Annotated in this window: 11 protein-coding genes; 8 read left to right on the top strand and 3 right to left on the bottom strand. The window is 45.6% G+C overall.

Features of this window, described 5'->3' with window-relative positions; translation table 11 throughout:
- The first annotated feature begins 99 nt into the window (after positions 1-99).
- From J0L70_RS24585 to J0L70_RS24600, 4 genes are all read left to right on the top strand, one after another.
- Complete coding sequence (locus J0L70_RS24585) at positions 100-4992, top strand: DUF4347 domain-containing protein (protein ID WP_287456283.1); 4893 nt, start codon at positions 100-102, stop codon at positions 4990-4992.
- 280 nt (positions 4993-5272) lie between these two features.
- Entirely contained in the window at positions 5273-5668 is a 396-nt protein-coding gene (locus tag J0L70_RS24590) for a hypothetical protein (protein ID WP_190652076.1), read from the top strand.
- A 114-nt stretch (positions 5669-5782) separates the two neighbouring features.
- A complete protein-coding gene (locus tag J0L70_RS24595; RefSeq protein ID WP_287456284.1) occupies positions 5783-6178 on the top strand; it encodes a hypothetical protein in 396 nt (131 codons plus the stop codon).
- A gap of 115 nt (positions 6179-6293) precedes the next feature.
- A complete protein-coding gene (locus J0L70_RS24600; protein ID WP_287456285.1) occupies positions 6294-6689 on the top strand; it encodes a hypothetical protein in 396 nt (131 codons plus the stop codon).
- Between the two features lie 351 nt (positions 6690-7040).
- On the opposite strand, the gene J0L70_RS24605 is transcribed toward J0L70_RS24600, so the two are convergent.
- Positions 7041-9818 carry a hypothetical protein gene (locus tag J0L70_RS24605; protein ID WP_287456286.1) on the bottom strand — a complete coding sequence of 926 codons (2778 nt, stop codon included), beginning with the start codon at positions 9816-9818 and terminating at the stop codon, positions 7041-7043.
- 400 nt (positions 9819-10218) lie between these two features.
- Positions 10219-10794: an HdeD family acid-resistance protein gene (locus J0L70_RS24610; RefSeq protein ID WP_017288902.1), complete on the bottom strand. Its 576-nt coding sequence runs from the start codon at positions 10792-10794 to the stop codon at positions 10219-10221.
- 189 nt (positions 10795-10983) lie between these two features.
- Between J0L70_RS24610 and J0L70_RS24615 the strand changes: the two genes are divergently transcribed.
- On the top strand, positions 10984-11352 hold the full coding sequence (locus tag J0L70_RS24615; RefSeq protein WP_036044694.1) for a response regulator transcription factor: 369 nt from the start codon (positions 10984-10986) through the stop codon (positions 11350-11352).
- A gap of 62 nt (positions 11353-11414) precedes the next feature.
- On the opposite strand, the gene J0L70_RS24620 is transcribed toward J0L70_RS24615, so the two are convergent.
- Positions 11415-12122: a response regulator gene (locus J0L70_RS24620; RefSeq protein WP_017288900.1), complete on the bottom strand. Its 708-nt coding sequence runs from the start codon at positions 12120-12122 to the stop codon at positions 11415-11417.
- A 387-nt stretch (positions 12123-12509) separates the two neighbouring features.
- Between J0L70_RS24620 and J0L70_RS24625 the strand changes: the two genes are divergently transcribed.
- From J0L70_RS24625 to J0L70_RS24635, 3 genes are all read left to right on the top strand, one after another.
- Positions 12510-12911: an Npun_F0494 family protein gene (locus J0L70_RS24625; RefSeq protein WP_017288899.1), complete on the top strand. Its 402-nt coding sequence runs from the start codon at positions 12510-12512 to the stop codon at positions 12909-12911.
- A gap of 48 nt (positions 12912-12959) precedes the next feature.
- The gene (gene cobQ, locus J0L70_RS24630; protein ID WP_017288898.1) at positions 12960-14429 is read left to right on the top strand and encodes a cobyric acid synthase CobQ; all 1470 of its coding nucleotides are present in this window, start codon (positions 12960-12962) and stop codon (positions 14427-14429) included.
- Between the two features lie 144 nt (positions 14430-14573).
- On the top strand, positions 14574-14813 hold the full coding sequence (locus tag J0L70_RS24635; RefSeq protein WP_287456287.1) for a 2Fe-2S iron-sulfur cluster-binding protein: 240 nt from the start codon (positions 14574-14576) through the stop codon (positions 14811-14813).
- Positions 14814-14907 lie beyond the last annotated feature (94 nt).

The following is a 14907-nucleotide window of genomic DNA, read 5'->3' on the forward strand; positions in this document are numbered from 1 at the left end:
AGTTCTATTACTGACTTCGAGAAATTTCACTAGATAAGCTTATTTAAGTTGCGATCGCAGACGGGAATGATAAAGACGTTCTGTTAGGAGTCCACCAGAATGTCTGCTTCTGCACCCCAGTTTGACGCTGCTGTTTTGAATCATTGCGAGCGTGCTGAAATTGCCTTTGTTGATCCGTCTGTTCCTGAGGTTTCCAGTCTCGTTGCGGGAGTGCGATCGCAGATTGAAGTGATTTTGCTCGATGGCGATCGCGATGGTATCGTGCAGATCGCTGAAGTGTTAGAGAATCGTAGGCAGATTAAAGCGATTCATCTCATCTCTCATGGAACTCCTGGCGCAATTTTAATAGGCACAGCACAATTGAGTGCTGAAACGATGAGAATTTATGCGCGATCGCTGATGCAGTGGTCGGAAGCATTAAGCGCAGATGCAGAAATTTTAATTTATGGTTGCGAAGTCGCTCAAGGTGCAGAGGCACTTTTGCAACAAATGAGTGAACTGACAGGAGCCACGATCGCGGCTTCTGCGACAAAAACAGGCTGTGCAGAACTTGGAGGAAATTGGGAGTTAGAAGTCAGAACGGGAGAATGTCAGACTGAACTCGCATTTGGGATGGAAGCGCGCGCGCGTTATCGATCGATTCTGGCAAATGATCCTGTTATTGTGACAGGCGCAACCACATACAATACACCCAGAAATTTGGCAAATGTTGATGGAGTCTTGTACTTCTCAGCAGTGAGTGGCAGTGGAACTGAACTATGGAGAGTTGATCCGGTAACTGGAAATGCAACGCTCTTGAGTGACATTGTTTCAGGCAGTAGCTCCTCTTCTCCCACAAATCTAACCAATGTAAATGGAACGCTCTACTTCTCTGCGACAACTCCCACAAGCGGGCGTGAACTCTGGAAGTTTGACCCTGTAACCGGTACAACATCGATCGTTGGAGATATCAACTTAAACACGGGTAATGCTGATCCTCAAGAATTAATCAATATAGGCGGAACACTGTACTTTTCAGCAACTGATGGTACAGGACGTAAATTGTGGAAGGTTGATCCTACCAATGGACAAGCGCAGCTAGTCGCAAATGCAGGTTCTTCTCCTACATCTTTAACCAATGTGAATGGGACACTGTACTTTGCAGCGACAACTAGCACAAATGGAACTGAACTGTGGAAGATTGATCCTGTAACTGGGCTTGCATCACTAGCTGCTGATATTCGACCTGGTACTGGAGGTTCTTCCCTCACAAATCTAACCAATGTCAACGGTCTTCTTTACTTCTCTGCAAGTGGTAACGATGCAAATGGAACTGAGCTATGGAAATTTGATCCCAATAGCGGACAGGCAACTTTAGTCAGCGATATTCGATCAGGTAGCCTTGGTTCCTTGCCAGCTAGCCTAACGGATGTAAATGGAACATTGTACTTTACCGCAGATGATGGCACAAATGGTCGTGAACTATGGAGAGTTGATCCTACAACAGGTCAAGCCTCATTGGTGGCAAACATTAATTCAACAGGTTCTGCTCTCACGAATACTACGACTACCGAACTCATCAATGTAAATGGAACACTGTACTTTACTGCAGATGATGGCACAAATGGTCGTGAACTATGGAAAGTTGATCCTGCAACAGGTCAAGCTTCAATGGTCAGGAATATCAATGCGGGTTCAGCGAGTTCTGATCCGCAGTCTCTAATCAATGTAGATGGAACCTTGTACTTTACAGCAACAAATGGTTCTGCTGCTGGTCAGAATGGACGAGAACTTTGGAAAGTTGATCCGACAACAGGTCAAGCCTCGCTTGTAAAAGATATTCGGGTGGGGACGAGTGGATCTGTTATTGCTAACTTGACAAATGTCAATGGAACTCTATATTTCTCGGCAGACAATGGTTCTGGCGATCGCTTATGGAAACTAGAGCCTCCAACTCCGCTCACGCTGGATCTCAACGGCGCATCTGCGGGCAGTAACTTCGCTGCAAGCTTTACCGAAAATGGTGCAGCAACAACGCTTACCAGTTCTACACTCGCAATTACGAATTCTGACACCGAAATTGATCGAGCAACGATTACAATTGCCAATTTCGTTGCAGAAGACGAGCTGCTATTTACCAATCAAAATGGGATTACAGGCAGTTTTACCAATGGTGTCCTTACACTGACTGGAACAACCTCGATCGCGAATTACCAAACTGCGCTCAAATCGATTACTTACCGCAACCTCAGCGACAATCCCAATACGACAAATCGTCAGATTCAGTTTGTCCTATTTGATGACACTCGCTCTAGCCCAGTTGCAACCACAACAGTCAGCATTACTGCACTCAACGACAGTCCAGTTCTTAATGCTCCTACCAGTCAAGGCTTTATCCCTAGCGGATTAACTCCCGTTTCAGGCATTAGTATTAATGATATTGATGCTAACAATGCGATTCCTCTAAATGTGATTGTCTCTGCTGGAACTGGAACTGTTTCACTCGGTACAGTCACTGGAATTACTTTTGTCTCAGGTGATGGAAGCGACGATCAGAGCTTTGAGATTCGCGGCAGTCTCAGTGATCTGAATACAGCACTTGCATCTCTATCCTACCGTGCTAATGGTAGCTCGACTGATACACTCTCCATTACAGTCAACGATAACGGAAATGGAGATAACGGAATCACTCCAATTCAGGTAAATCGATCGATTGAACTCAGACCACCGATTGCGCTCGATCTCAATGGCGCAAATCCAGGGATCAATTTTGCAACAAGTTTTACCGAAAACGGCACTGCAACCCTAGCTAGCTCTGGTCTTACAATAACGAGTTCCAACTCTAATATGACTGGAGCGATGATTACGATCGCGAATTTTGTCGCAGCACAGGACGAGCTTCTCTTTGTTAACCAAAACGGCATCACAGGCAGCTTCAACAATGGTGTTCTTACACTAACTGGAACAACCTCGATCGCAAACTATGAAGCTGCGCTCAAATCGATTACTTACCGCAACCTCAGCGACAATCCAAACACGACAAATCGTCAAATTCAGTTTGTTTTATTAGATGGCACGCAAACGAGTCCACCTGCTACGACAACACTGAGTATCACTGCGGTTAATGATGCTCCACTTCTCAGTATTCCTGGAATGCAGAACGTTGCTGAGAATAGTTCAACGGCAATTGCTGGTATTAGTATCAATGATGTCGATGCAAACAATGTGATTCCGCTCACAGTGACGCTCTCTGCTGGAACCGGAACACTCTCGCTTGGTGTCGTTAATGGAATTTCATTCATCGCAGGTGATGGAAGCGACGATCAGAGTTTTCAGATTCGGGGTAGCCTCGACAATCTGAATACAGCACTTGCATCATTATCCTATCGGAGTACTGCTGCTACAGGCGATACGATTTCAGTTACGGTCAATGACAATGGTAATGGCGACAGTGGGACTACAGCCTTTCAGGTCAGTCAATCGATCGTTGTCAATGTTGGAAACAATATCAATGGAACGAATGCTGATGAAACCTTCACACTGACATTGAGAACAGATCAGCTGAATGCGGGGGGAGGGAATGACACTGTTAGTGCTCTATACGAGCGGGTATTGCAAAACGATCGAGTAGATGGTGGTAGCGGTAACGATCGCTTTGTTCTCAGTTTTGGGAATGTGGCTCTTACAGTCAATCCAGCAGATCCCAGTAATCAAATCAGCGGCGTTGCAGGGCTAACTGTTCAAAATTTTGAAGAGTTTGATTTTAGTCAGTATATTGGTGCGATCGCATTTACTGGAACTAGCGCACGCGATTGGTTTATTGGTGGATTTGGTAATGATCGAATAACTGTTGACTATGCTCAAGTGCTGCAAGACGATCAGTTGAATGGGGGCAATGGCAGAGATCGATTTGTGCTCAACAATGGAAGCGCTGCGATTACCGTAGACATGACCAACTCCAACTCACAAATTACGAATGTTCCAGGGTTAGTGATTCGGAACTTTGAAGAATTCGATTTTTCAGGATATGCAGGTGCAATTACTTTTTCTGGTAGTGGCGCTGCTGACTCAGTTTGGGGTGGCTCTGGTAATGACATTCTCAATGGAAACTCTGGCAACGATACCCTCAGTGGTGGAGGTGGAACGAATACTCTAATTGGTGGATTTGGTAATGATACTTATCTTATTCAATCTGCGAGCGATACGATTACTGAACTCGCAAATCAAGGAATTGATTCAGTCATTTCTTCTGTGAGTTATACGCTCTCTGCTGATGTCGAAAATCTAACTTTAACGGGTTCAGTTGCGATCGATGGAACTGGAAATGATCTTGCAAATATTTTGGTTGGAAATGCTGGAAATAACCGCTTAACCGGAGGCGCAGGAAATGACAGGCTCGATGGAAGTTTAGGAGCAGATACACTTATCGGAGGACTTGGCGACGATACTTATGTGGTTGATAATCTTGCTGATGTCATCGTCGAAGCTTTGAATCAAGGAATTGATTCTGTTAACGCTTCAGTCAATTGGATTTTGAGCGATAACGTTGAGAATCTGACCCTGACTGGAAATGCTCAAAACGGTACGGGTAACGCTCTCAACAACCAAATTTTCGGCAATAACGAGAACAATACGTTGATCGGCTTAGCAGGCGCAGACAACTTGCGAGGTAATGCTGGAGCGGACATTCTCATTGGAGGACTGGGCAACGACACGATCGATTTAGGTTTAGATCAAGCGATCGATCTTGTGATCTACGCTGTGGGAGATGGTCAAGATACAGTGACGAACTTCCGGCGGGGAGTCGGTGGCGACCAACTCAGAATTGACAGCGCGATCAATATTGATGTCGTAGACAATGGAGCTACAACATCCTTATACTTGCGAAATCAAGCTTTAGGATTTGGAAAAGGAACACAATTGATGGTTCTGATGAGTACGACTGGCTTTACTCCGAGCAATATTAACCAGAACCTAGCAATTGGGAATCAAGCGACCTTTTTCTTTGCTTAGTAGACCACATTCAGCCTCGTTTCCATTTCAATCAAGCGGGATGATTTGACTCATTCCGCTTGTGCATTTTAAGAGCAAATTACTATTTGAAAATCGCGCTACTTTTCCTGTACGAAAATTGTGTATTTACTCTTAACTGATAAAGTTAAGCATAGTTAGTAATCGTTTAACTTACGTAAGTTTGCTATATAGATTCATTGTTCCTTGTTCAATAATAAGGTCATACAAACTTTGTACGTTATACAAAGTTGGATATGTAAAAGTTAGAGGAGTAGTAGCGATGAGCTTCTTGTCTCGTTCTGCATCGGTTTTAGTTGGCTTAGCTGGTTTAGTAGCAGTTGCTGCTGCACCTGCATCTGCACAAAATGCATCAGTAAGTGGTGCAATTACTCGTACATCTCCCGCTGGTTTCACCACCACGATTTCTGGTGAAATTGTTGCACCTGAAGGAGTATATTTTACTGGACCTTTGACTGTTTCGGGCACAGCTGATGAAGTGAACCCAGTGTTAAATGTCAACGCACCCACTGCAACTTTTCCTGCTGCTGGTGCTCCATCTTTGCTGGAACAAACTGTTGCTACTGAGCTGGATGGTCTCGATCCGACAACCCAAGCTGGACTTGATGCTTATGCTGCGATTCTGAAAGCTGCTGTCGGTGTTGATGGATTGGAGTAATCCTGCCGCTGTAGCTTAGCCATAGCTAGTTCTGGCTCTGACTCTAGTCTTATCAGAATTCCCGATAAAACTGGAACCGTTTAAAGATTTGTAAAAGTTAGAGGAGTAATCACGATGAGTTTCTTATCTCGTTCTGCATCGGTTTTAGTAGGCTTAGCTGGTTTAGTAGCAGTCGCTGCTGCACCTGCATCTGCACAAAATGCATCAGTGAGTGGTGCAATTACTCGTACATCTCCCGCTGGTTTCACCACCACGATTTCTGGTGAAATTGTTGCACCTGAAGGAGTATATTTTACTGGACCTTTGACTGTTACAGGCATAGCTGATGAAGTGAATCCAGTGTTAAATGTCAACGCGAACGTTGCACTTTTTCCTACTGCTGCTGCTCCATCTTTGCTGGAGCAAGTTGTTACTGCCGAGCTGAATGGTCTCGATACGACAACCCAGGCTGGACTTGATGCTTATGCTGCGATTCTGAAAGCTGCTGTCGGTGTTGATGGATTGGAGTAATCCTGACGCTGTAGCTTAGTCATAGACTAGTTCTGGTTCTGACTCTAGTCTTATCAGAATTCCCGATAAGACTGGAACCGTTTCAAGAGTTGTAAAAGTTAGAGGAGTAATCACGATGAGTTTCTTATCTCGTTCTGCATCGGTTTTAGTAGGCTTAGCTGGTTTAGTAGCAGTCGCTGCTGCACCTGCATCTGCACAAAATGCATCAGTAAGTGGTGCAATTACTCGTACATCTCCTGCTGGTTTCACCACCACGATTTCTGGTGAAATTGTTGCACCTGAAGTATTCTTCATTCCCGGTGCATTGACTGTTACGGGTTCAGCTAATGAAGTGAATCCAGCGTTGAGCGTCAATGCACCCATCGTACCTTATGCTGCTCCTGGTGCTCCATCTTTGCTGGAGCAAACTGTTACTGCCGAGCTGAATGGTCTCGATACGACAACTCAGGCTGGGCTTGATGCTTATGCTGCGATTCTGAAGTCTGCTGTTGGTGTTGATGGATTGGAGTAATCCTGACGCTGTAGCTTAGTCATAGACTAGTTCTGGTTTCGTCCCTACCCCTACTATTCTTTCTATCTAGTAGGTTCTTAATGTGCTATACAATCAACCAACTTTATTGCCTTCGAGCAGTATTGTATAGAATAAATCAGAGATGTAATGATTACATCTCTGATTTTTTATAGGTATAGGATCATTTAGCAAGAATTTGTTCTGTAAGGCTGCAAACTTGGTGCGCTAATTATCTTGAGCTTACAGCACCTATAACTTCAGAACGCTTTGATCGCTTTCTGCTTTTCCGCTTCATGCTTGTTCATATAGCAAAGATGTATCACTCATCTCTCTGCCATATGTGGAATGAGATTAGAACTGATAACCCCCTTCTAAGCGAATTTCAAAATTGTCTCCACTCATCCCTAAACGCGATCGCCAAGCGAAGCCCCGGGTGGAACGATTTCTCAAGATAATGCCATAAGAGAGGGCAGATTCTCGGCTGATCAGGCTTTCTGTCGATCGATAATTTTGAATATATAAACCTGCTGACCAAATTACACTCAAGCGTTGAAGTGCCTCGAATCCAGAGAAAAACTGATCACTGAGTTCGAGCGAAGAACGAAATTCTAAACCACTCTTAAATCTAAGTTGTCCCTCAAAGAATCCAGCAGGCTCTACGCGATCGCGACTATAACTTAAGAAAAAGCCTGGGGTGAGAACGTAGTCCAGATTATCTTGCTGTCGAGCATAGGTATAGCTCAAGTTCAAATAAGCTGGATTGGAAGAATTTGGCACGCTACTCCAAGACAGCCGAAACGATGGAATCAGATTCACGACTGCTTTCGGCTTCCCATTAGAACCGTTGATAACGCGAGTATCAATGTGATTAACCAAGGAGTTTAAGTAAAGTCCAACCGTTGGCTCAGGATCGCCTACATTGTTCGTTGCAACATCAAACGCAGCATCTCCATTCAGGTTAAACCAAACGCCAGAATTGACAGCATAGTTCCATTTTCCTGAAGACCCCGACACCATTGCTTCGACAGCAGGTAGAAAAAGATAGCCTTCAAATCGATTTACGCGAGTTCTGCTGCGACCGATCTGACTCAATTCAATACGATCGAACGCAATATCCGACGATCGAATCCCAATCGGAACAACAGTGTAATCTGGCGAAGACGACGAGAAATCTTGCACAAACTCTTGACCATCAGGAGCTTGAATCACCACTTGGGTTGCAGACGAGCGATTTGGTGTCAGTCCAGTTAAGCTCGACGGCACTGGCGTACCAATAAAAGATAATTGACCAAAGTCCCGATTAGAGAGTTCTAATCGGGAAAAATAAGTTTCTCCTGGAATCCAAGTGCTTTCAGTCTGCAAAAAACGAGCAATACGGCGTTGATTGCCGACCCGAATCTGAAAAAGATCAGCATGTCCCGGAGTAATGGTGCTCGGGAACGTGATCGTTCCTGAAATCTGTCTGATTCCACTGGTTGTATTGGCATAGTATAAGCCGCGGTTGAGGCGCTGGTTGATCGCACTTCTCTGATTCGAGGTTGCTTGAGTGACAATGCCAGAAAACGGTTCACGGCGATCGTAGCGATCGCGGCTCTCTTCTAAGCTTTGGGTTAGCTCTTTCGGTCGAACAAAGCTAAAAACTCCCCCCAACAACAAGCCCAAGCTAGAATTCAACGACTGCAGATCATTCACCTGAACCTTTTTCATGGAAAAAGAGATAGAAAAGCCAGGATTTGCAAACACGTTCGTATAGGTCGCTTGAGGACGAGTTGCATCGTATTGCAGTAGAGTGCGATTGTGAGGCTGATTCAGCGACAAACGATGCCAAAATCGATCGTCAGCTTCAGTAATTTTTGTGCGTAAAATTTGAGGAGGTCTCTGTCCCAGTGGAATCCAGAATAAGGAATTGAAATATGCTAAATTTCGTTCGCTTAAATTCAAGCTTGGATTGACCAAAATATTGAGTAAATCAAGATTGTCAAACTTTCCCAATTGTCCAATCTTGATTCCAGGCAGAGAACTCATGATTGGGGCTGTGGATTCCCCTTCTCCAGTAAACGGATTTTTCCAGCCAATTCTTGCAGCTTCTAGAGCCGATTGCGGGATTTTTGCACCGACAAATAAGCCTTCTGCTTCAAGGAGCGGTTGTAGATTACTCGTCGGGTATGCCTGAAGAATCAAAGGAGCATTTTCTGGCTCTAAAAACTGAAATAGTGAGCTTCCACCGTTGGCAGTGTTACTAGAGCCAGTTCCAGGAGATGGAGGCGGGGCGATACGAACCGCTGTCGGACTTAGATTTGGATTATTAATGACGACAGGAGCCGCCGCTACTCCGGGTGGATTATTGATTTCACCTGAAATCGTTTGAATTGTAAACTGGCTCGTATCCGTCTTTCCGTACAAATCCCGAAACGGCTGCGGCAAAGACCAAACAGCTTGTAATCCCCAGAGTGCTTGCGTTAATTTAATACGCTGCTCGATTTCAACTATTCTTTCTTGCCCTTGATAGTCAATTCCCGCTTGCCAACCTCGTGTTTCGATCACAACTCGATTCTTCGGCAAGACCCAGTAAAACTGGTCTGACTTGGGAAAGTGCGCAAAGTCAAACTCTCGAATGAGAAGCTGATCATCGCGATATTGAGCATCAATATCTGTATAGTTTTCAGTCTTTGCCGGGGTGAATGAAGTCGTCGATTCAAGCAAGTTACTCGCTGGATTGACCACCCAGGGCAAGCGATTCGAGCTATTCCCGATCGCGTTTAAGATAATCGCATCGAGTAATTTTTTAGAAACGTCTGGATCGGCGATCGTAGGTTTTGGAAGCTCTGGAGGTTTCGGTTCTGGAGGTTTTGATTCTGGAGGTTGAGCGGGTTGCTGAATCTCTGGCGCATCTGGGTCTTTGGGGAGCGGGACAATGATCTCGCTAGGTGTTGGATTAATGGTTTGGGCAATGACTACCGGGTCTAGTGCTAAGTTCTCCTTGGGCAGATTCGATAGAGTCTCGGCTGTACTTTCTATCGGCTTTGTCAAATCGATTTTGAGATTAGAAGCAGCGATCGCGCCTTTTAGAGAGAGAAGATTGATCAGCAGGCTGACGGATATAGAAAGAAAGTACGAATAGCGCTGCATAACTTGATTCAATCAACAGAGAGAACAAAAAAATCCGCTCAATTCCCCATAACCTAAAAGGCTGAGAAGTTTAGCCCAGAAGGTTTCAAGTTAAAACTCGGAAAGCTCCTAGATTTTACGTAGGTACTTACTGAGCTTTACTGAAATGTGAAATCCATTCATATAGTGCTCCGTACATTCAGATCTCGTTAACTGGAGCATCTACGGAATTTATTTGCGTTCGTGAAAAAGTATTTAGCTGTTGTGCGTGTTAATACTTGTTAAAGCTAGTTTGTTGAGAAGCTGATAAAAGTTATTCCTGATTTAGCGTTGCTTATCTGTATAAACAGTGAAGCCGCCGACATCTACAAGACATCGGCGGCTCCAAAAATCAGAATCAATGATTGTTCAGCGAATTGGCTTAAACAGAAGTGGCTGAGCTTTCATCACTCGGTTGCACTGGGGGATTCTGCACTGGGGGATTCAAAGAGAACATGACTCGCGATAAACCACTCGCAGCAACACTCGCACCCACAACGGTTCCCAAGAGCCAAGGTGCATCAAACGGGTATTGCAGCAGAATGTAGATCCCTAAGCCCAACGTGACGATAGCATTTCCGAGTAACCAGAACCAATTCTTTTGCTCACGCAGCTTGAACGCTAAAATCGTTTCAAACGTCCCTTCACTGACTAAGAATCCGCCTAGGAGTAGCGTCAAAGTCAGAACACCCGTCAAGGGCGCGACCAGCAACGTAATCCCGGTTGCAATGTACAAAGCACTCAAGAGAATTTTCCAAATAAACCCACCTTGTTCACGCGTTTGAATTGCATAAACTAACTTAGTAAATCCGGCTGCAATCACAATCAAAGCAAGCCAAGTCTCAGTCACGATCGTCGAAAAGACTGGAGCAGCGATCGCACCTAATCCCAAAGCAATGAGTAACACGCCTATCCAAAGTCCGCTGTTTCTACTTTTTGTCTCAATCGCGGTCGTCATAATTTTTTCTCCGGTTATACAGCCGTAAGAATAGAAAATCGTGACCCGGATTGATAAGCCCCTCAAGACAGAGAGCGAAATCGAAAGATAGATTTCTCTCGAAATCCCTCTAGAGTATGACTGATTGTCAGTAAATAAAAGTAACTATAGGTAGCAAGAAGCACAAAATGTAAAGTGAGGACTCAGGCTGTGTTAAGACGTAAGGTGCGTCGAATCTTAGCAGTTGACGATGTGTTGGACAATCTATTGCTGCTGCAGGTCTTTTTAGAAGCAGAAGGCTTTGAAGTTGAAGTCGCAGAGAGTGGAATTGCAGCTTTGCAGCAGCTTCAGCAAACTTGCCCAGATCTAGTTCTGCTAGATGTCATGATGCCTGGCATGAATGGATTGGAAGTGACTGAGAGAATTCGATCGCGCAATTGCACCTTACCAATCTTATTAGTTTCGGCTCACGATAAGACCCAAGTGCAGCCTGGATTAGATGCTGGAGCAAATGGATATGTGCAGAAACCCATTGACTTTCTGACTTTACTAGAGCGGATTAATGCATTAACCGCATAGCGAAAGAGACGTTCCAACGAAACGTCTCTAAGCGGTAATTCGATTCATCTAGAGGGATTGAACTATTGAACAAGACCTGTTCTCAGTGCCCGCACTGCAACTTGGGTACGATCATCCGCACAAAGCTTATTCAAAATGTTGCGGACATGGGTTTTAACTGTTCCGACAGTGATATAGAGCTTTTCGGCAATTTGCGCATTACTACAGCCATCGACAATCAGCTTGAGGACTTCAAGTTCTCGCTCAGTGAGTGGATAAGCAGGAACTAGATCTTCGTCTGCTAGACGATTAATTGAAATCGTGGCAGGTTCGGGAGAATGTTGATTTGAACTATAAACTTTTTGAGTTTGATGTAGAACAACGCGCGCGATCGCGGGATCAATCCAAGCATTTCCGCCGGCTGTGGTCTGAATCGCCTGCGCCAACTTATCGATGCTGGCATCTTTCATACAATAAGAATCCGCGCCTGCCGCAAACGCAGCTAAGACCGTATCTTCGCTATCCTGCATCGTCATGATCAGAATGCGAGTATTTGGACATTCGCCGGATGCTTGAGCTTGCTTAAATTGCTGAGTCAGCTCAATGCCAGTGAAGTCAGGCAAGCCAATATCTACGATCGCGACATCAGGCTGGGCTGTCTTGACTAACTTCAAGCCTGACTTAGCATCCCGCGCATCACCAATCACCTCAAACCCTTCGCGCTGTTGCAGAGCGGCTCGAATCCCAACACGGGTTAGATCGTGGTCTTCAATCAAAATGACTCGAATCATACCTACCGCCAAGCCTCATTTCTTAATCGTATATTGGACATCACAGACTGTGAGGATTCTACGAATTTCTATCAGTGAAGCAATCTTAAGGCGTATAGAGTAAGTGCCGGATCTATCTTGAGTGGTCTCTCTCCGCAATCGAGGCTCTACCCTTGGAGAGAGAAGCGATCGAAACATTGAGTTAACATCGAATCCTTGAGATTACTGAGTAAAAACTGCAACTTTACCCGGATTCGGCGTTAAACTCTGAGAAAATTTACTAAAGATAGCACGATTTTCTCACTTCGCTGCCATCTAATCTGCAAATGAACAATATTTCTGTCAATAATAGAGGCTGAATCTTTTGTCAGTTCATCAAAGCTTTATCAAACCTAGTCATAATTCCTGATGACCCCTACTACGCCTAACCCTGTCTTTCGTCATCCTCAGAAAACGCTCGATCGTGCTGCTCGTGCGGTTCGGTGTGCGCCTTTTCGACTCAAACTCTATGCTTTGATGCTGGATCAAAGTGTTGCGCTCAGTGCCTTGATTGGCATCCCTGGGACTCGAAATCAATTGACAAAGCGGATGCTTTCTGAACTGAGTGCGGATGGTGAAATGCTCTGGCTGATTCAAGTTGGACTGCTGCGGCGGGAAGTCGATGGGCAAGGACTGACGGATCGGTTTCGCTTGACTCCACTAGGACGGCAACTGGTCTCGCAATGGCAATCCGTCGGTGGGTTTGGCAAGGCAAATTTGCGCGATCGCATTTTGAATACGTTAAACCGTTGGCTGCGCTTGCCCGTTTAGAACACATAATTAGACCCGATACTCGATTCATTCCCCGGAGGTGACCCAATGAAAGCAGTCATGGTTGTAGGAACGACTTCCCATGCAGGCAAATCAATGATCGCAACAGCCTTGTGCCGAATTCTCACACGCAAGGGGTTTCGAGTGGCTCCCTTCAAGGGACAAAACATGGCGCTCAATTCTTATGTCACGGCAAATGGCGGTGAGATTGGCTATGCTCAAGCGGTGCAGGCTTGGGCAGCGGGAATTCAGCCTTGGGTTGAGATGAATCCAATTCTCTTGAAGCCGCAAGGCGATATGACCTCGCAAGTGGTATTAAAAGGGCGAGTGATTGGACGGACAACGGCAGCAGATTATTATGAGCAGTTTTTTGAACCGGGCTGGACGGCGATCGAAGAATCGCTCAGACGCATCTCTGAAGAATTTGATCTCGTCGTCTGTGAAGGGGCAGGGAGTCCAGCTGAAATTAATCTCAAACACCGCGACTTAACGAATATGCGGGTTGCGAAGCATTTAAACGCACCGACGATTCTTGTCGCCGATATCGATCGCGGTGGAGTCTTCGCGCATGTGGTTGGAACTTTGGAATTACTCGATCCAGATGAGCGAGCTTTGATTAAAGGCATTGTCATTAATAAATTTCGCGGACAGCGATCGCTGCTCGATTCGGGCATTGAGTGGCTCGAGCAGAAAACCGGGATTCCGGTGATTGGGGTGATTCCGTGGCTGGATCAAGTGTTTCCGGCAGAAGATTCGTTGTCTTTGTTCGATCGCAGTTCCTCAAACCCGAAAGGCGATTTAACGATCGGGGTCGTTCGTCTGCCGCGGATTTCCAATTTTACGGATTTTGATCCCCTAGAAGCTGAACCCTCAGTGAATGTGAAATATCTGCATCCTAAGCAATCGTTAGGGCATCCGGATGCCGTGATTATTCCAGGATCGAAAACCACGATCGCGGATCTGATCGCACTGCATAAAACTGGAATGGCAGAAGAGATTCAAAACTATGTCGCAGCAGGTGGAACCGTTCTTGGCATCTGTGGCGGTTTCCAAATGCTCGGTAAGATTTTGGCTGACCCGGAAGGCATTGAAGGGCAGGAAGGGCGATATCGCGGCTTAGGATTGCTTCCTCTGAAAACGGTGATTGCAGGTCAGAAAGTGGCGCGTCAGCGGAATGTCACCTCGAATTTTCCTCAAGACGGCTTGCCTGTGTCAGGCTACGAGATTCATCAAGGTCGAACTCGCTTGATTGAATCAGAAGAAGGCACACAAGCGCTGTTTGATGATCCAAACTTGGGAGTGGTCGATGAGTCTCAATCGGTTTGGGGCACGTATTTGCACGGAATTTTCGATAATGGTCCGTGGCGGCGGGCTTGGTTAAATCGTTTGCGGCAACAGCGAGGACTACGATCGCTACCGACCGGGGTTGCCAACTATCGAGAACAACGGGAAATCATGTTGGATCAATTGGCAGATGCGATCGAGCCGCATCTGAATTTGAAACCGATTTTACCCTAGAAAAAAAACAAGCGCATCAGATACTCTGCATGCGCTCTTATCCCTAACCCTTTCGGTGCAACGTACCCGTTTGTCCTTGATTCATACAGTAGAGGCAAAATCTACTAAACTCGTTAGCGTTTAGATATTCTTTAGAATTTTGTGATGAGTGTTAGCATCCGATTCCTTCCTGATGATGTCACTGTTGATGCAGAAGTCGGTGAACCGCTTTTGCAAGTTGCCGATCGTGCAGGGGTTTCAATCCCGACAGGTTGCCTGATGGGGTCATGCCATGCCTGCGAAGTCGAACTCGATAACGGCGAAACCGTGCGGAGTTGTATCTCTTCGGTTCCACCCGGACAAGACTGTATAACGGTCAATCTCTTTTTCGATCCGACTTGGTGACGCAGGTTTGAAATCAAGATGCGGCTTAGTCCCCGAATCTCTGCAAGTTGCGTGACCAATTTGTGCGGATACCCTGCTGGCAAGAACTCTGTGA

Origin of the sequence: Leptolyngbya sp. UWPOB_LEPTO1 (genome assembly GCF_017302695.1) — a bacterium.
Classification (GTDB): domain Bacteria; phylum Cyanobacteriota; class Cyanobacteriia; order Leptolyngbyales; family Leptolyngbyaceae; genus Leptolyngbya; species Leptolyngbya boryana.

Excerpts from the sequence above, each read along its gene's own strand:
- J0L70_RS24620 (WP_017288900.1), bottom strand. The coding sequence starts at position 12,122 with ATGATTCGAGTCATTTTGATTGAAGACCACGATCTAACCCGTGTTGGG.
- J0L70_RS24635 (WP_287456287.1), top strand. The coding sequence starts at position 14,574 with ATGAGTGTTAGCATCCGATTCCTTCCTGATGATGTCACTGTTGATGCA.
- J0L70_RS24625 (WP_017288899.1), top strand. The coding sequence starts at position 12,510 with ATGACCCCTACTACGCCTAACCCTGTCTTTCGTCATCCTCAGAAAACG.
- J0L70_RS24610 (WP_017288902.1), bottom strand. The coding sequence starts at position 10,794 with ATGACGACCGCGATTGAGACAAAAAGTAGAAACAGCGGACTTTGGATA.
- J0L70_RS24585 (WP_287456283.1), top strand. The coding sequence starts at position 100 with ATGTCTGCTTCTGCACCCCAGTTTGACGCTGCTGTTTTGAATCATTGC.
- J0L70_RS24595 (WP_287456284.1), top strand. The coding sequence starts at position 5,783 with ATGAGTTTCTTATCTCGTTCTGCATCGGTTTTAGTAGGCTTAGCTGGT.
- cobQ (WP_017288898.1), top strand. The coding sequence starts at position 12,960 with ATGAAAGCAGTCATGGTTGTAGGAACGACTTCCCATGCAGGCAAATCA.
- J0L70_RS24600 (WP_287456285.1), top strand. The coding sequence starts at position 6,294 with ATGAGTTTCTTATCTCGTTCTGCATCGGTTTTAGTAGGCTTAGCTGGT.
- J0L70_RS24605 (WP_287456286.1), bottom strand. The coding sequence starts at position 9,818 with ATGCAGCGCTATTCGTACTTTCTTTCTATATCCGTCAGCCTGCTGATC.
- J0L70_RS24590 (WP_190652076.1), top strand. The coding sequence starts at position 5,273 with ATGAGCTTCTTGTCTCGTTCTGCATCGGTTTTAGTTGGCTTAGCTGGT.